14 protein-coding genes are annotated in these 16,586 nt (G+C 64.5%); 13 read left to right on the forward strand and 1 reads right to left on the reverse strand.

All coding sequences use genetic code 11. The features are described 5' to 3' along the window. The first annotated feature begins 8 nt into the window (after positions 1–8). The 5 genes from aspS to nudB all read left to right on the forward strand — a co-directional run bounded on the left by aspS (position 9) and on the right by nudB (position 4,862). Positions 9–1,799 (forward strand): aspartate--tRNA ligase, encoded by a 1,791-nt coding sequence (aspS, locus tag PHI64_RS09590; protein ID WP_299882015.1) that lies wholly within the window; start codon positions 9–11, stop codon positions 1,797–1,799. Positions 1,800–1,928: 129 nt separating this feature from the next. Next, on the forward strand, positions 1,929–3,545 hold the full coding sequence (locus PHI64_RS09595) for a tetratricopeptide repeat-containing response regulator (RefSeq protein WP_299882017.1): 1,617 nt from the start codon (positions 1,929–1,931) through the stop codon (positions 3,543–3,545). Between the two features lie 47 nt (positions 3,546–3,592). Continuing rightward, a complete protein-coding gene (locus PHI64_RS09600) occupies positions 3,593–3,964 on the forward strand; it encodes a ribonuclease domain-containing protein (RefSeq protein WP_299882019.1) in 372 nt (123 codons plus the stop codon). A 2-nt stretch (positions 3,965–3,966) separates the two neighbouring features. Beyond that, positions 3,967–4,410 carry a barstar family protein gene (locus PHI64_RS09605; RefSeq protein WP_299882021.1) on the forward strand — a complete coding sequence of 148 codons (444 nt, stop codon included), beginning with the start codon at positions 3,967–3,969 and terminating at the stop codon, positions 4,408–4,410. After that, the gene (nudB, locus tag PHI64_RS09610; protein WP_299882023.1) at positions 4,407–4,862 is read left to right on the forward strand and encodes a dihydroneopterin triphosphate diphosphatase; all 456 of its coding nucleotides are present in this window, start codon (positions 4,407–4,409) and stop codon (positions 4,860–4,862) included. Before PHI64_RS09605 ends, nudB begins: the two co-directional genes overlap by 4 nt. Here nudB and PHI64_RS09615 read toward each other — a convergent pair. After that, positions 4,846–5,052: a cysteine-rich CWC family protein gene (locus PHI64_RS09615; protein ID WP_299882025.1), complete on the reverse strand. Its 207-nt coding sequence runs from the start codon at positions 5,050–5,052 to the stop codon at positions 4,846–4,848. The genes nudB and PHI64_RS09615 overlap by 17 nt on opposite strands. A gap of 137 nt (positions 5,053–5,189) precedes the next feature. On the opposite strand from PHI64_RS09615, the gene argB reads away from it, so the two are divergent. The 8 genes from argB to ychF all read left to right on the forward strand — a co-directional run bounded on the left by argB (position 5,190) and on the right by ychF (position 16,474). Beyond that, entirely contained in the window at positions 5,190–6,089 is a 900-nt protein-coding gene (gene argB / locus PHI64_RS09620; protein WP_299882027.1) for an acetylglutamate kinase, read from the forward strand. A 158-nt stretch (positions 6,090–6,247) separates the two neighbouring features. Further along, complete coding sequence (locus tag PHI64_RS09625; RefSeq protein ID WP_299882029.1) at positions 6,248–6,751, forward strand: disulfide bond formation protein B; 504 nt, start codon at positions 6,248–6,250, stop codon at positions 6,749–6,751. Positions 6,752–7,111: 360 nt separating this feature from the next. Next, positions 7,112–9,574 carry a nitrite reductase large subunit NirB gene (gene nirB, locus PHI64_RS09630; protein WP_299882031.1) on the forward strand — a complete coding sequence of 821 codons (2,463 nt, stop codon included), beginning with the start codon at positions 7,112–7,114 and terminating at the stop codon, positions 9,572–9,574. A gap of 11 nt (positions 9,575–9,585) precedes the next feature. Continuing rightward, complete coding sequence (gene nirD / locus PHI64_RS09635) at positions 9,586–9,897, forward strand: nitrite reductase small subunit NirD (RefSeq protein ID WP_299882033.1); 312 nt, start codon at positions 9,586–9,588, stop codon at positions 9,895–9,897. Between the two features lie 84 nt (positions 9,898–9,981). Beyond that, on the forward strand, positions 9,982–11,196 hold the full coding sequence (locus tag PHI64_RS09640) for a nitrate/nitrite transporter (RefSeq protein ID WP_299882035.1): 1,215 nt from the start codon (positions 9,982–9,984) through the stop codon (positions 11,194–11,196). Between the two features lie 5 nt (positions 11,197–11,201). Next, positions 11,202–12,902: a bifunctional protein-serine/threonine kinase/phosphatase gene (locus PHI64_RS09645; RefSeq protein WP_299882037.1), complete on the forward strand. Its 1,701-nt coding sequence runs from the start codon at positions 11,202–11,204 to the stop codon at positions 12,900–12,902. 79 nt (positions 12,903–12,981) lie between these two features. Beyond that, positions 12,982–15,246 carry a bifunctional diguanylate cyclase/phosphodiesterase gene (locus PHI64_RS09650; protein ID WP_299882038.1) on the forward strand — a complete coding sequence of 755 codons (2,265 nt, stop codon included), beginning with the start codon at positions 12,982–12,984 and terminating at the stop codon, positions 15,244–15,246. Positions 15,247–15,382: 136 nt separating this feature from the next. Further along, a complete protein-coding gene (gene ychF, locus PHI64_RS09655) occupies positions 15,383–16,474 on the forward strand; it encodes a redox-regulated ATPase YchF (RefSeq protein ID WP_299882039.1) in 1,092 nt (363 codons plus the stop codon). Positions 16,475–16,586: the final 112 nt, after the last annotated feature.

The raw sequence follows: 16,586 nt of genomic DNA on the forward strand, positions 1-16,586 counted from the left end.
ACCCCACCATGCGAACTCAATACTGCGGCCTCGTCTCTGCCGCCTATCTCGACCAGATCGTCACCCTGTGCGGCTGGGTCCACCGTCGGCGCGACCACGGTGGCGTGATCTTCATCGACCTGCGTGACCGGGAAGGCCTGGTCCAGGTAGTCTGCGATCCTGACCGGGCAGACATGTTCCACGTTGCCGAGACCATCCGTGGCGAGTTCGTGCTGAAGATCACAGGCAAGGTGCGCCGTCGCCCGGCCGGTACCGAGAACACCAACCTGGTGTCTGGCGAGATCGAGATTCTGTGCCACGACATCGAGGTGCTCAACACCTCCGCCACGCCTCCGTTCCAGCTCGACGAAGAAAACCTCTCCGAGACCACCCGCCTGACCCACCGGGTCATCGACCTGCGCCGCCCGCAGATGCAGAAGAACATGATCCTGCGCTATCGCACGGCCATGGCCTTCCGCCGTTTCCTTGATGCCAAGGGCTTCATCGACATCGAAACCCCCATGCTCACCAAGAGCACCCCGGAAGGCGCCCGCGACTATCTGGTGCCATCCCGCGTACACGACGGCCAGTTCTTCGCCCTGCCCCAGTCACCGCAACTCTTCAAGCAGATGCTGATGGTGGCCGGTTACGACCGCTACTACCAGATCGTCAAGTGCTTCCGCGACGAGGACCTGCGTGCAGACCGCCAGCCGGAGTTCACCCAGGTCGATATCGAGACATCCTTCCTGACCGAAGACCAGATCACGGCCCTGATGGAAGAGATGATCCGCAGCATCTTCAAGGAAGTGCTGTCCGTCGAGTTGCCCAACCCCTTCCCACGCATGAGCTACGGCGAAGCCATGGACCGCTTCGGCTCCGACAAGCCCGATCTGCGCGTCACCCTTGAGCTCACCGACGTCACCGACGCCGTCAAGGACGTGGCCTTCAAGGTCTTCAGCGGCCCTGCAACATCCGGTGGCCGTGTAGCGGCCATGCGCGTGCCGGGCGGCGCCACTCTGTCCCGTGGCGAGATCGATGAATACACCAAGTTCGTCGGCATCTACGGTGCCCGTGGCCTGGCCTACATCAAGGTCAACGACGTCACCCAGGTCAATGAAACCGGCCTGCAGTCACCCATTGTAAAGAACCTCAATGAAGCCGCCCTGCGCACCATTCTCGAACGCACCGGCGCCCAATCCGGCGACCTGATTTTCTTCGGCGCCGACAAGACCAAGGTCGTCAACGACGCCCTCGGCGCCCTGCGCATCAAGCTCGGTCACGAGAAGGGCTTCGTCAATGGCAAGGCCTGGGAGCCCCTGTGGGTTGTGGACTTCCCCATGTTCGAGTACGACGACGAGGACAAGCGCTGGACGGCCTGCCACCACCCCTTCACCAGCCCCAAGGACGAACATCTGGAGCTGCTCACCAGCGACCCCGGCAAGTGCTTGGCCAAGGCCTATGACCTGGCCCTCAACGGCTGGGAAATCGGAGGCGGCTCGGTGCGTATCCACCGCGCAGAGGTACAGGAGAAGGTCTTCTCGGCCCTCAACATCGGTCCGGAGGAGCAACAGGCCAAGTTCGGCTTCCTGCTCGACGCCCTCCGCTACGGAGCCCCCCCGCACGGTGGCCTGGCCTTTGGTCTCGACCGCATCGTCACCATGATGACCGGCGCCGAATCCATCCGTGACGTGATCGCCTTCCCCAAGACCCAGCGCGCTCAGTGTCTGCTCACCGACGCCCCGTCGCCGGTGGATGAAAAGCAGCTCCGCGAACTGCACATCCGCCTGCGTCAGAAGGCCACGGAAACCCCGGCCAGCTGATCCTGCCGAAACAGGTTCTTCAGGGCGAACGGCCAAGCCGTTCGCCCTTTTTCTTTTTTTCCACCCCTCAAGATTGCCGCCAGCACGCCGTTTGCCAGAGTGTTCCCGTGCCTAATCGTCCTGCCACCCGTGATCGATCTCGACACCATTTCCGCCCTCATCGTCGAAGCCAATCCTTCGATGCGGACGCAGCTTCGCAACATGCTCAACATGAGCGGCATCAGCAAGGTCCAGTTCGCTGTAACCGCCGGCGTGGCAGTGCGCAAGCTTCGTGACAACCGCTTTGACCTGATCCTCTGCGAATACCACATCGGCGACGGCCAGGACGGCCAGCACCTCCTTGAGGACCTCCGCCACAACAGCATCATCCCCCTGGCGACCCTGTTCATCATGGTCACTGGCGAACGTCAGTACGAGCGCGTGGTGAGCGCGGCCGAATTAGCCCCCAACGACTACATCCTCAAACCCTTCGCCGCCGACACACTGCATGATCGCATCGAGCGCGCCCTCGACAAGCGGGAAGCCTTTCTTCCCATCTACCGCCTGATCGAACTGGGCAACGTTCCCGACGCCATCGCCACCTGCAGCAAAGCCCAGGAGGCCCACCCTCAATGGGCCACCGACTTCATGCGCCTGCGTGCCGAGCTGCACGTTGCCAGCGGCAACGCCGATGAAGCCCTCCATCTCTACGAAAAGATCCTCGAAAGCCGCAGCATTCCCTGGGCCCGCCTCGGCCTGGCCAAGGCCCTCTTCATGCAACGGCGCTACGCCGAGGCAGAGGACACCCTGCAGTCCCTGGTGAATGAGAACGAGCTCTTCGTGGACGCCTATGATTGGCTATCGCGCACCCGTGAAGCCGCTGGCGAGCTCGAATCGGCGCGCAGCATCCTGCTCAACGCCTCCATCCTCTCCCCCCACAGGGTCGGGCGTCTACGTCGGCTGGGCGAACTGTCCATCGAGACTGGCGATCACGAAGGCGCCGAAAAAGTCCTCTCCGAGGTGGTACGCAAAGGTAAGTACTCCGACTTCCGTGACCCTGAAGACCACGTTCGCCTGCTCCAGGCCCAGCTCGGCAAGGGTGACACGGCGCAGGCCGAGGCCACCATCCGTGATCTGGAACGCTCCATGGCCGGCCTCGCCAAGACCCGCTCATGCACCAACCTGTCAAGCGCCCTGCTACACGTCAAGAAGGGCGACACCGAGAAGGCCGGTGAAGCCATCAAGGCCCTGTTTTCCGAACAGGACAACGCCCAACCCCTGTCTCTCAAGCTCAAGAGCGAACTCGCCCGGGCCTGTTTCGCTACCAATCTCGACAACCACGGCGCCGAGGTCATCTTAGACATCATGCGCAACGCCCCCGATGCGCGCACCCTGGCCGGCACCCAGTCGCTGCTCAAGGAAGCCGGCAAGGTCGAGCTCGGCGAACAGCTGGTCAGGCAGATGGACTCCGAGGTCAAGGACCTCGTTGCAGAAGGCGCCCGCAAGGCCCAGGCTGGTGATTATGAGGATTCAGTACAGTTCATGCTCAGCGCCGTCCGCAAGATGCCCGGCAACGTGCACGTGCTGTTCAACGCCACCCTCGCCCTGCTCAAGTGCATCGAGAACTGCGGCTGGGACGAGCGCTTCGCTAGCCAGGCCCGTGATCTGATGGAACGGGCCCGCAAGCAGGACCCCGGTAACGCCCGCCTGCCGGCCCTGACCGCCTTCTACTACACCCTCCTCAAGAAGTACGGCATTCAGCCCTGAAGAGCGGACTGCTAAACTGACAGGCGTTGCCTTCAAGCTGCGTCGCCATGCACCTCCTCCGCCTTGCCTTCCTTCTCGTCCTGTTGTGTGCCGGCGGAGCCCAGGCTCGTGACCTCCTCGACTGGTACCGTGCGGAGATCCCTGCCGTTGGAGCGTCGGCACTCCCCCCGGAAGCCCGCGAGACCCTTGCCCTTATCCGTCAGGGCGGCCCTTTTCCCTATCGACGGGACGGCATCACCTTCCAGAACCGGGAAGGCCGCCTGCCCGACGCTCAGCGCGGCTATTACCGCGAGTACACCGTGACCACCCCCGGCTCCCGCAATCGGGGCGCCCGCCGCATTATCAGTGGCGGGCGACCACCCACGGTGTTCTACTACTCCGACGATCATTACCGCAGCTTCCGGCGGATCCAGGACTGAACATGACCGCCCCCCAGTTCCACACCCTATTGTCCCGGGCCGAAAGGGCCGGGCTCCATCGCATGCCCTTTGCCTCCGACCTCGCCCTCGAAGAAGCCGCCGAAAGCCTCGACTACCCTCTCCACCGGGTCAACCTCGCCCAAGTTACCGGCAAGGAGGCCTTTCTGGACGCAGTCGGCAAAGCCCTCAACTTCCCCGACTGGTACGGGCACAACTGGGACGCCCTGGCCGACTGCCTCACCGATCTGTCGTGGATGGCCGCTGACGGCTACGTCATCATCCTCGAACACAGCGATGCCTTCGCAGAGGCCGCCCCTGCCGATTTCGCCATGGCCCTGTCGGTCTTCCAGGATGCCGCGGACACCTGGCGCGAAGACGGCATCCCCTTCTGGACCTTGGTCGGCACCGCCGGCACCCACACCGACTGGCTGCAGGACATGGAATGAGTGAGGGCCCGAAACAGCCGATCTCGGTGCTCGTGGTCATCCACACCCCCGAGCTCGAGGTTCTGGTGATGGAACGGGCCGGCGGCGCCGGCCTGTGGCAATCCGTCACCGGCAGCCGGGAAGGTGACGAAGCCCCCATCGCCACCGCCCTGCGCGAAGTCGCCGAAGAAACCGGAATCACCGCGACAGCCGCCGATCTCACGGACTGGCAGCTCAGCAACCGCTTCCTGATCCTGCCCCGCTGGCGCCAGCGCTACGCCCCAGGCGTCACCCACAACACAGAGCACCTCTTCAGCCTGTGCCTGCCCACCCCTGTCACCCCAAGCCTGGCGGCCGACGAGCACACTGCAGCCTGCTGGCTTCCCTGGCAGGAAGCGGCAGCACGGGTCTTCTCATGGACCAACCGGGACGCCATCCGGCTGGTCACCCGCCGGCTCAGCGCGGCGGCGTAAGGGCCGACTCGATCCTCTGCCGCAGACAGGCCGGGCAATAGCACTGGCCCGCATGGGCCTCCGGCACCGCGAGCACTGGCGGCAGACTCGCACACCAACACTCCGCAAGCCCGGCCTCCATCCCACAGGTGAATGCCGCACCGCAAGCCGGACAAATATTACGTCCCGCTTCATCCTTCCTTCGCTCCATGATCGTGCCTCCTGTTTCAGAGGCCAGAGTCTATTACGACCGGGCAAACAGTCTGAAACGTGTTCACGCTTTTGGTTTGCATGGCCGGTCATTACAATCGCGCCTACATCTCAAACCCTCCTGCGCGACAGCCCACCATGAGCGACCCGATCAACACCGCAAATCTCTCCCCGGCCCAGAAGGCCGCCATCATCGCCGAGGCCCTGCCCTACATCCGGCGCTTCCAGGACAAGACGCTGGTCATCAAGTACGGCGGCAACGCCATGACCGACCCTAAACTGAAGGAGTGCTTCGCCCGCGACGTGGTACTGCTCAAGCTGGTTGGCTTCAACCCGGTAGTGGTGCACGGCGGTGGCCCGCAGATCGAAACCATGCTCACCCGTGTCGGCAAGAAGGGCGAGTTCATCCAGGGCATGCGCGTCACCGACGCCGAGACCATGGAGCTGGTCGAGATGGTGCTGGGCGGACAGGTGAACAAGGAGATCGTCAGCCTGATCAACCAGGCCGGCGGCAAGGCCGTGGGCCTCACCGGCAAGGATTCGGGCTTCATCCGCGCCACCAAGCTCAAGATGGAAAACAAAGATGTGCCGGGCGACCTGATCGACATCGGCCAGGTCGGCGACATCACCCAGATTGATCCGAGCCTGATCTCCTTCCTCGACAAGGGGGACTTCATCCCCGTGATCGCCCCCATCGGTGTCGGCGAGCAGGGCGAGAGCTACAACATCAACGCGGACGTGGTGGCCGGCAAGCTGGCCGAGATCCTGAAGGCCGAGAAGCTCGTCCTCCTCACCAACACACCCGGCGTGCTCGACAAGGCGGGTAATCTGCTCACCGGCCTTACCCCGCGGCAGATCGATGACCTGGTTGCGGATGGCACCCTGTCCGGCGGCATGCTGCCCAAGATCGGCTCGGCCCTCGACGCCGCCCGCAACGGGGTGAAGAGCGTGCACATCATCGACGGCCGCGTCGAGCACTGCCTGCTGCTGGAGATCCTCACCGACCACGGCGTCGGCACGATGATCAAGAGCAAGTAAGCCCCCTTGCACATCCGGACGAGAGGGCACCGCGGTGCCCTCTCGTGTTTTCCGCACATCCTCTGCGCCCAAATCATGGGGGAGCCGACACCCGGATGCCGCCAACGCCAAGGCAGGCCCGCTACAATGGGCCTCCTCCGTTTCAGTGCAGCCCACCGATGTTCTCGCGTATCCCTGTCCGTACCCTGGGCCTTGCCCTGTTTGCAGTCTGTGCCGCCCTGCTGGCGGTCGGCCTTTACCTTCAGCACATCAAGGGTATCGAGCCCTGCCCCATGTGCATCATGCAACGCTACGCCATGCTGGCATGCGGCCTGATCGGCCTGGTTACCGGGCTGCACAATCCGGGGCGCAAGGGCCTGCTGGCGTATTCAGCCCTGCTTGGCATATCGGCCCTGGCCGGGGCCGGCGTGGCGGCCCGTCAGTCATGGATGCAGTGGTATCCGCCGGCCGTCTCCGAATGCGGGCCGGGGCTTGAGTACATGCTCGAGAGCTTTCCCCTGTCGTCCGCCCTGCCCATGATCTTCCGTGGCGCCGGCGACTGCTCCGCCATTGACTGGACCCTGTTCGGGCTGACCATCGCCAACTGGTCCTTCCTGATCTTCGCCACCATCCTCATCAGCCTGACCACCTACCTGCTGCAACGCCGCAAGACCAGCTCCTGAAGATCGCCCCACCTCGGGGCAAGCCGCACCAGCCGGGTGCATGAAGCCCGGCCCTGTGGCTGACCACAAGGCCTAGAAACCGCCTGCAGCCTGCCTCCTGCCACCTGCCACCTGCCACCGCGTTCAGCATGGCACAACGATTGCTTAAAGACCTCCATCGAAAGCACGGCCAGCAATAAAGAGTTTGCTGCGCCGCGCACAACCTGAATCCAGGTGTTTGCGCGCTCCCCCCGTGGAGCGACGTGGTCAAGCCAACGGCGGCCTGACCACGATCAACGACGATCTCTCCTGCCCAAGGCTCACCGCCCGCTTCGGCCGCCCTGTGCGACCGGCCGGGGAGAATCAATCGTCGGAGGAATCATGCGCAAACTCAAACTGGTCATGGTCGGCAATGGCATGGCAGGCGTCCGCACGCTGGAAGAGCTGCGGAAGATCGCGCCGGACATGTACGACATCACGGTCTTCGGCGCCGAACCGCACCCCAACTACAACCGCATCCTGCTCTCCCCGGTGCTGGCCGGCGAGATGACCATCCAGGACATTATCCTGAACGACCTGCAGTGGTACGCCGACAACGGCATCACCCTGCACCTGGGTGCCCGTGTCACCAGGATAGACCGCCACAACCGCTCGGTGATCGCCACCGACCGGAACGGCGAGACCGTCACCGCCAATTACGATCGCCTGCTGATCGCCACCGGCTCCACGCCCTTCATGCCCCCCTTCCCCGGCAGGGATCTGCCCGGGGTGATCTCCTACCGGGACATCAAGGACACTGACGAGATGATCGACGCCGCCGCCCGGTACCGGCACGCGGTAGTGATCGGCGCCGGTCTCCTGGGCCTTGAAGCCGCCAATGGCCTGGCACTGCGCGGCATGGCCGTGACCGTGGTGCACAACTCCGGCTGGATCATGGAACGCCAGCTCGACCGCACCGCCGGCAAGATGCTTCAGGCCGAGCTGGAGAAGAAGGGCATGCAGTTCAAGATGAATGCCCAGACCGCCGAGCTGGTTGCAGGTGAGTCCGGGCGTGTGGCCGCCGTAAAGTTCAAGGACGGCGACAGCATCTCCGCCGACCTGGTGTGCGTGGCCGCCGGCATCCGCCCCAACGTGGAGCTCGCCGAGAAGGCCGGCATCCATTGCAATCGGGGCATCGTGGTCAATGACACGCTGCAGACTTATGACCCTCGAATCTATGCCGTGGGCGAATGCGCCAATCACCGCGGCACGGCCTACGGTCTGGTGGCACCGCTGTTCGAGCAGGCCAAGGTGTGCGCCAATCATCTGGCAGAGATGGGCATCGGCCGCTACCAGGGCTCGGTGACCAGCACAAAGCTCAAGGTCACCGGCATCGACGTTTTCTCCGCCGGTGACTTCTCGGGCACCGACGGCGCCGAGGACATCGTGCTCCACGATCCGGGCCTGGGCATCTACAAGCGCATCGTGCTGAAGAACGACAGGCTGGTGGGCGCCGTGCTTTACGGCGACACCAAGGATGGCGCCTGGTACTTCCAGCTCCTGAAGGACGAGCAGGACATCCACGACATCCGCGACCACCTGGTCTTCGGCAATGCTCACCTGGGCGACGTGGGCCACAAAGGCAACAACGTGGCCGCCAGTATGCCCGACAGTGCCGAGGTCTGCGGCTGCAACGGCGTCTGCAAGGGCAGCATCGTCAAGGCCATCCAGGAGCACGGCCTGTTCAGCCTTGAGGACGTACGCAAGCACACCAAGGCGTCCAGCTCCTGCGGCTCCTGCACCGGGCTGGTGGAGCAGATCCTCGCATCCACGGTCGGTGGCGCCTACCAGCCGGCCGACTCCAACAACAAGGCTGTGTGCGGCTGCACCGATCATTCCCACGGCGAAGTGCGCAAGGCCATCCGCGAGCACAAATTGCTGTCGGTGGTAGAAGCCCAGCAGCACCTGGGCTGGAAGACGCCCAACGGCTGTGCCACCTGCCGACCGGCACTCAACTATTACTGCCTGTCCTCCTGGCCCCACGAAGCCATCGACGACCCGCAGAGCCGCTTCATCAATGAGCGCGCCCACGCCAACATCCAGAAGGACGGCACCTATTCTGTGGTGCCCCGCATGTGGGGCGGCCTGACCACCCCTACCGAACTGCGGGCCATTGCCGACGCCGCAGAGAAATACAAGGTGCCCACCGTCAAGGTCACCGGCGGCCAGCGCATCGACCTGCTCGGCGTGAAGAAGGAAGACCTGCCGCAAATGTGGTCCGACCTCGCCCGGGCCGGCATGGTCTCAGGCCACGCTTACGGCAAGAGCCTGCGCACGGTGAAGACCTGCGTCGGCTCCGAGCACTGCCGCTTCGGCACTCAGCGCTCCATGGATCTGGGCGTGAAGCTGGAAAAGATGCTCTATGGCATGTGGAGCCCCCACAAGGTCAAGCTGGCGGTATCGGGCTGTCCGCGCAACTGCGCCGAATCCGGCATCAAGGACGTCGGGGTGATTGGTGTGGATTCGGGCTACGAGCTCTACGTCGGCGGCAACGGCGGCATCAAGACCGAAGTGGCCCAGTTCTTCGTCAAGGTGCAGAACGACGACGAGGTGATGGAGTACGGCGGCGCCTTCATCCAGCTCTACCGGGAAGAAGGCTTTTACCTGGAACGAACCTGCCACTACATCGAGCGAGTGGGCATGGAGCACATCCGGAAACAGGTGCTCGGCGATGCCGCATGCCGCAAGGCACTGTACGAAAAGCTGCTCTTCGCACTGCAGGACTACAAGGACCCGTGGGCGGCAATCTTCGAAGACAAGTCCGGCGGCAGCCACAAGCGCGACTTCGAGATCATCAAGGTATAGGAGCGCAAGCGATGACCGACTGGACAAGAATCTGCGCCCTCGCCGACATCCCGCCGCTCGGTGCCCGAGTGGTGGAAAGCGCCCGGGAAGGCCGTATCGCCGTTTTCCGCAACGCGGTGGATCAGGTCTTCGCGGTACGAGACAAATGCCCCCACAAGGCCGGCCCCCTGTCCCAGGGCATCGTCCACGGCAACACCGTCACCTGCCCCCTGCATAGCTGGAAGATCCAGCTCGAGAACGGTGAGGTGGTGGCCCCGGACGTGGGCTGCGTGAAGCCCTACCCGGTCAAGGTCGAGGGCGGCGACGTGCTTCTCCAGCTATAGCACCTACCAACGAACACCGGGGCGAGCACCTGCGCCCAAAGAAACAACCCCATCAATCCACAATACGTTTGAAAGCCACCCATCATGGACAAGAAATCCTTCCTCAAGGCCGGGCATACACCGACACTCCTGGCCGCCTTCCTTTACTTCGACCTGGCCTTCATGGTGTGGGTCCTCCTCGGCCCCCTCGGCGTGCAGATCGCCAACGATCTGGGCCTGACCCACGCCCAGAAGGGCCTGATGGTGGCCACGCCTGTGCTTGCTGGTGCACTGCTGCGCATGGTCATGGGCGTGCTGGTGGATCATCTCAAGCCCAAGATGGCTGGCGCCATCGGCCAGGTCATCGTCATCGTGGCCCTGTTCGTAGCCTGGCAGTTCGGCATCCACAGCTATGAACAGACGCTGATCCTCGGTCTCTTCCTCGGGGTGGCTGGCGCCTCCTTCGCCGTGGCCCTGCCCCTGGCCTCCCGCTGGTATCCGCCGGAACACCAGGGCACGGCCCTCGGTATCGCCGGCGCGGGCAACTCCGGCACCGCCCTGGCGGCCCTGTTCGGCCCCGGCCTGGCTGCCGCCTTTGGCTGGGTCAATGTCTTCGGCCTGGCCCTGATCCCGCTCAGCATCGTGTTCGTGGTCTACCTGGTGCTCGCCAAGGATGCCCCCGAATGCCCGCCGGCCAAGTCCTTCGCCGAATACCTCAAGGTGCTCAAGGACAAGGACGCCTGGTGGTTCATGTTCTTCTACTCGGTCACCTTCGGCGGCTTCGTCGGGCTGGCCTCGTCCCTGACCATCTACTTCAACACCCAGTACGGGCTTGATCCGAAGATGGCCGGCTTCTTCACGGCCGCCTGCGTCTTCGCCGGCAGCCTGGTGCGCCCCATCGGCGGCAACGTGGCCGATCGCATCGGCGGCATCAAGAGCCTCACCGTGATGTACGTCTTCGCCGCCATTTTCCTGTCCATCGTCAGCTTCGGCCTGCCCGAGGCCTGGATGGCCCTGGCCGTGTTCGTGTGCGCCATGCTGTCCCTGGGCATGGGCAACGGCGCCGTGTTCCAGCTGGTGCCTCAGCGTTTCCGCAAGGAAATCGGCGTGATGACCGGCCTGGTGGGGATGGCCGGCGGTGTCGGCGGCTTTTACCTGGCCTCCAGCCTGGGCTACAGTCGCCAGGTGACCGGCAGCTACCAGGCCGGCTTCCTGATCTTCGCCACCCTGGCGATCGCCGCGCTGCTCGGCCTCACCGCCGTCAAGGGCCGCTGGCGCACCACCTGGGGTGCCCCCAACATGACCAGCGCCAAGATCTGACCCCCATGTCCCGACTCCAGGCCGCCCTCGGCTACGCCTCCCTCACCGGCCCGCGCCCGCGCAACGAGGACTTCTGCGGCGCGGTCACCCCCGAGGGGGCCGAACTGGAGAGCAAGGGCATCCTGGCGGCCGTGGCCGACGGGGTCGGCGGCCACGCCAACGGGCGCGAGGCCTCCGAATACACCGTCCGCGGCCTGTTGTCGGACTACTACGCCACGCCCGACACCTGGGCAGTCAACAAAGCTCTCGACACGGTGCTGGGGGCCCTCAACCGTTGGCTGGTATCCCACGCAGCCCGTACCCGGGAGGCGGCTGGCATGGCCACCACCCTGTCGGCCATCGTGCTGCGCGGGCGCCGCTTCTACCTGGCCCACGTGGGCGATTCACGCATTTACCGCCTGCGCGGTACGCGCCTGGAGCTGCTGAGCACCGACCACGTATGGGAGCACCCGGAGCTCGACAATGTGCTCTCCCGCGCGGTCGGGCTCGATGCTCACCTGTCGGTGGACTACGCCGACGGAGAGCTGGAGGCCGGCGACGTCTTTGCGCTGATGAGTGATGGCGTGTGGAGCCCCCTGGGCGAACGCCGCATCGCAGACATCCTGCGTGCCGAAACCGATCCCCAAGACGCGGCCTCGCGCCTGGCCATGAGCGCCGAAGGGGGCGGCAGCCAGGACAACTGCACGGCCCTGGTGCTGCGCATCGACACCCTGCCCCCCGACCGCCTGCGCGACAACATCGACCGCCTGCATCGCCTGCCCCTGCCCCCGCGGCTCAAGCCCGGCCAGCAGATCGACGGGCTGACTGTAGACGCCCTGCTCCACGAATCCATCGCCACCCTGCTCTACCGGGTGCGCGACGCCCAGGGCCACGCCCGTGTCCTCAAGACGCTGCGCCCCGAGCACGACGACGCCGAATCCGCCGCGGCGCTGGCCCACGAGGAATGGCTGGCCCGGCGGGTGAATGACGCCTGGTTTCCCCAGGTCATTCCCTACCCCGAGCGCAGCCATCTCTACTACCTGATGAGCTGGCACGACGGCGCCACCCTCAAGGCCAGGCTCGACAACGGACACCGCTTCGGCAGCGGCGAGATCGCCGAGCTCGGCAGCCGCATCCTCAAGGGCATCGCCGGCCTGCACCGCCTGTCCATCGTCCACCGGGACATCAAGCCCGACAACCTGCACCTGGACGGCGAGGGACGCCTGCGCATTCTCGATCTGGGGGTCGCGGCATCCGATGCCTCCGGCGACGGCCAGAAATTCGGAGAGATCAACAACCCCGGCACCCCGAGCTACATGGCCCCCGAGCTCTTTGGCCCGCGCCACACGGGTGCCAACGAGCAGACCGACCTGTACGCCGTCGGCGTCACTCTCTACCAGCTACTGACCCGCAAGTACCCCTATGGCGAGATAGAGCCCTTCCAGACTCCGAGGTTTGGCGACCCTGCCCCGCCCACGCGCTACCGCCCAGACATCCCCGACTGGCTCGAAGCCGTCCTGCTGAAAGCCGTCGCCCGCGAACCGAAGGCCCGTTTCGAGACCGCCGAGGAATTTCTCCTTGCCATCGAACGGGGCGCCCACCGCCCCCTCTCGGTTGCCCGCAAGTCACCACTGCTGGCCCGTGACCCACAGCTCGGACTGCGGCTGATTGTGGCGGCATCCGTGACACTCAACATCTTTTTGATCTACCTGTTGCTGGTACGCTAGGGGCAGTCAGAATCCCGCTCCGCACCGGATGAGCAGAACACGCCCACACCGGCGCGGTACCCTGCCCGAGCCACTCTGCGTGCCCCCACCCCACATCCCCCACCGCACCGTGACCTTGCTGGATGAAGATGCCAGCGCACGGATGTTCAAGTTCTTCAGTTCCGCGACACTGCTCCTGCTCGGCACTGCCGTCAGCCTCGCCTACTTGCTCAGTGACGCCGATACACGCCTGCTGGTCCCATCGGCACTGATCTGCCTCCTTGCCCTGGGCGTCCACATCGGTATCCGTCTGGGTCACACCCGGAGGGCCGGGCAAGTGCTGATCTGGGGCACCTGGGCCATCATCCTGATCTCGGCCCCGTTCGGCAGCGGCAACCGCAGCATCGGCATAGTCGTCATCCCCCTGCTGATCTTCGTGAAAAGCTGGTTTGGCAGCCCCCGGCGTGCCATTGGCATGACCGTCGCGACCCTCGTCGCCCTGCTCGGCATCTCCCTCAGTGAGCACTACAACTGGATTCCCCAGGCCGGCCCGGTGTCGCCCCTGGCACGCTGGCTGATGCTCTGCGCCATCTTCTGCACCATAGGCTTCTTTACGGTGCTATCCCACCACCTGTACCTGCGACGCTACTCCGAGCAGGCACGGCTCGCCGCCACTCTCGCCCTGGTCACGGAACACAGCCCCATCATGCTGGCCTCCGTGGACTCGGACGGGCGCTACCGTTATGTAAACAACAACTACGCGCACTTCCACGGCAAGGCTGCCGAAACCCTGATCGGTAGCCCCATCACCGACACGGTGGGCGCCGAAACGGTACGCCAGATCCGTCAGACCCTGCTCAAGAACAATGGGCGGGGTGCCTATCGCAGCCAGCGTCGGGACCCGGTGAGCGGTATCGAACGCTGGCTTGAAACCAGCGTGCAGCAGGCCGTGGGCAGCGACGGCCTGGACGACGGCTACTACGCCATCCTGCGCGACGTCACCGCCGAGGTGCGCTCCGCAGAGCAGATCAACTTTCTCGCCTGTCACGACTCCCTGACCGGCCTGCCCAACCGGGCCCTGATGATCGACCGCCTCCACCAGGCCATCCTCCGTGGCCAGCGCGAAGACAGCCTGGTGGTGGTGTGCTATCTGGACCTGGACAGATTCAAGCTTCTCAACGATACCTGGGGGAATTCCGCCGGCGACAGCATGCTGGTCCAACTCGCCGCCCGCCTCCAGGATTGTGTGCGCGGCACCGACACCGTGGCACGCCTGGGGGGAGACGAGTTTGTGGTGCTGATGGGCGGCATCGAGAAGCGCGAGGAAATCCCCGCCACCATCACCCGCCTGCAGAAGGCCGTGGGCCGCCCGGCCTCAATCTCCGAGACCCGGGACATCGCCATCTCCGCCAGCATCGGCGTGTCGGTGTGCCCCCTCGACGGGGAAGAGCCCGAGGTGCTGCTGCGCAATGCCGATCAGGCCATGCTCATGGCCAAGCAATCCGGGCGCAACCGCTACTGCCTCTTCGACACCGAACTCGATCATCGTGCACGCACCCTGCCCCAGATCGCCGCCGAGGTCGAGAAAGGCCTCGACACAGGGGAGTTCGTCCTCGTCTATCAACCCAAGGTGAACATGCGCCTGGGCACCGTGGTCGGAGTCGAAGCCCTGATCCGCTGGGCCCACCCGGACGAAGGGCTGCGCCTGCCGGCGGGCTTCCTGCCCTACGTCGAAGGCAGCGACGTCGCCACCCGCCTCGACCAATGGGTACTCACCGAAGTCCTCTCCCAAATGGGTCGCTGGGCGGCCATTGGCCTGCACCTGCCGATCAGCGTCAACATCTCGGGCCACCACCTGCAGAGCCCCGGCTTCTCCGAGCATCTGACCCACCTCTTCCAAACCCACCCGGCACTACCCACGGACCGCCTGGAAATCGAAATCCCGGAAACCACCGCCATGAACGAGGTGGAGAAGATCGCCCGGATCATCCGCGACAACGCCGCCCTCGGCGTGCGTTTCGCCCTCGACGACTTCGGCACCGGCTGCTCATCCCTGGCTTGCTTCCGCCGACTTCCCGCACAGACGCTGAAGATCGACAGATCCTTCGTGCGCAACATCCTGGAAGACCCGGAAGACCTGGCCGTCGTAAAGGGCGTGGTAGCCTTGGCCCACAGCTTCGGCCGGAACGTGATCGCCGAAGGGCTCGAAAGCACTGAGCAAGGTGTTGCCTTGCTGGGCATCGGCTGTGACTGCGCCCAGGGCGACGGCATCGCCCCCCCCATGCCCGCCGAAGCCTTGCCAGCCTGGCTTGCGCACTGGCAATGCCCAACCCTGTGGCAGGAAGCCACCACCAGCAGGGCTTAGCCACCCACAAAGCGCCACGGAACCTCCGCCCCGGACGGGCAGAGCACCATCGGCCTTTGGATGAACGGGAACCCGCTTTACAATAGCGGGCTTTCCGGCACGCTCAGCCGGAAGCCCTGCATATCAAAGGAACACCATGGCTCTCCAATGCGGCATCGTCGGCCTGCCCAACGTCGGCAAATCGACCCTCTTCAATGCCCTCACCAAGGCCGGCATCGCCGCCGAGAACTACCCCTTCTGCACCATCGAGCCCAACGTCGGCATCGTTGAAGTGCCCGACCCCCGCCTCGATGCCCTGTCCGCCATCGTCAATCCGCAGAAGATCCAGCCGGCCATCGTCGAATTCGTGGACATCGCCGGCCTCGTGGCGGGCGCCTCGAAGGGCGAAGGCCTGGGCAACCAGTTCCTGGCCAACATCCGCGAGACCGACGCCATCGTCAACGTGGTGCGCTGCTTCGAAGACGAAAACGTGATCCACGTGAACGGCAAGGTCGACCCGCTGGCCGACATCGAGACCATCGTCACCGAGCTTGCCCTGGCCGACATGGCCGCCGTCGAGAAGGCCATCCACCGCGAGAACAAGAAGGCCCGCTCCGGCGACAAGGATGCCCAGAAGCTCGTCGCCATCCTCGAAAAGCTGCTGCCCCACCTCAACGAGGGCCAGCCGGCACGCACCATGAAGCTCAGCGACGACGAGAAGCTGATCCTCAAGCCCCTGTGCCTGATGACCCTCAAGCCCGCCATGTACGTGGGCAACGTCACCGAAGACGGCTTCGACAACAACCCCTACCTCGACCGCCTGCGCGAACACGCCGCCAAGGAAGGTGCCCCGGTGGTAGCCCTTTGCGCCAAGATCGAGGCCGAGCTGGCCGATCTGGACGACGAGGACAAGATGGCCTTCCTGGCCGACCTGGGCCTCGAAGAACCCGGCCTCAACCGCCTGATCCGCGCCGGTTACCAGCTCCTCGGCCTGCAGACTTACTTCACTGCCGGGGTCAAGGAAGTCCGCGCCTGGACCATCCACGTGGGCGACACCGCCCCCCAGGCCGCCGGCGTCATCCACACCGACTTCGAACGCGGCTTCATCCGCGCCCAGACCATCGCCTTCGATGACTTCATCAAGTTCAAGGGCGAAGCCGGCGCGAAAGAAGCCGGCAAGATGCGCTCGGAAGGCAAGGAGTACGTGGTGAAGGATGGTGACGTGCTGAACTTCCTGTTCAACGTCTGAGCCAATCAAGCTCTTTCTATAGGTTTCACAAGATTGCATTGGAACCCGAAAACAACGCAAAATCCCCGGTTATGCCGGGGCTTTTCATTTCAAGAAACCTCTTGAAATGACC

The sequence above is a fragment of the Zoogloea sp. genome (assembly GCF_028689785.1).
GTDB lineage: Bacteria > Pseudomonadota > Gammaproteobacteria > Burkholderiales > Rhodocyclaceae > Zoogloea.

What these genes read in the sequence shown, in the direction of transcription:
- aspS (WP_299882015.1), top strand. Translation starts at nt 9, where the DNA reads ATGCGAACTCAATACTGCGGCCTCGTCTCTGCCGCCTATCTCGACCAG.
- PHI64_RS09600 (WP_299882019.1), top strand. Translation starts at nt 3,593, where the DNA reads ATGCACCTCCTCCGCCTTGCCTTCCTTCTCGTCCTGTTGTGTGCCGGC.
- PHI64_RS09605 (WP_299882021.1), top strand. Translation starts at nt 3,967, where the DNA reads ATGACCGCCCCCCAGTTCCACACCCTATTGTCCCGGGCCGAAAGGGCC.
- nudB (WP_299882023.1), top strand. Translation starts at nt 4,407, where the DNA reads ATGAGTGAGGGCCCGAAACAGCCGATCTCGGTGCTCGTGGTCATCCAC.
- PHI64_RS09615 (WP_299882025.1), bottom strand. Translation starts at nt 5,052, where the DNA reads ATGGAGCGAAGGAAGGATGAAGCGGGACGTAATATTTGTCCGGCTTGC.
- argB (WP_299882027.1), top strand. Translation starts at nt 5,190, where the DNA reads ATGAGCGACCCGATCAACACCGCAAATCTCTCCCCGGCCCAGAAGGCC.
- PHI64_RS09625 (WP_299882029.1), top strand. Translation starts at nt 6,248, where the DNA reads ATGTTCTCGCGTATCCCTGTCCGTACCCTGGGCCTTGCCCTGTTTGCA.
- nirB (WP_299882031.1), top strand. Translation starts at nt 7,112, where the DNA reads ATGCGCAAACTCAAACTGGTCATGGTCGGCAATGGCATGGCAGGCGTC.
- nirD (WP_299882033.1), top strand. Translation starts at nt 9,586, where the DNA reads ATGACCGACTGGACAAGAATCTGCGCCCTCGCCGACATCCCGCCGCTC.
- PHI64_RS09640 (WP_299882035.1), top strand. Translation starts at nt 9,982, where the DNA reads ATGGACAAGAAATCCTTCCTCAAGGCCGGGCATACACCGACACTCCTG.
- PHI64_RS09645 (WP_299882037.1), top strand. Translation starts at nt 11,202, where the DNA reads ATGTCCCGACTCCAGGCCGCCCTCGGCTACGCCTCCCTCACCGGCCCG.
- ychF (WP_299882039.1), top strand. Translation starts at nt 15,383, where the DNA reads ATGGCTCTCCAATGCGGCATCGTCGGCCTGCCCAACGTCGGCAAATCG.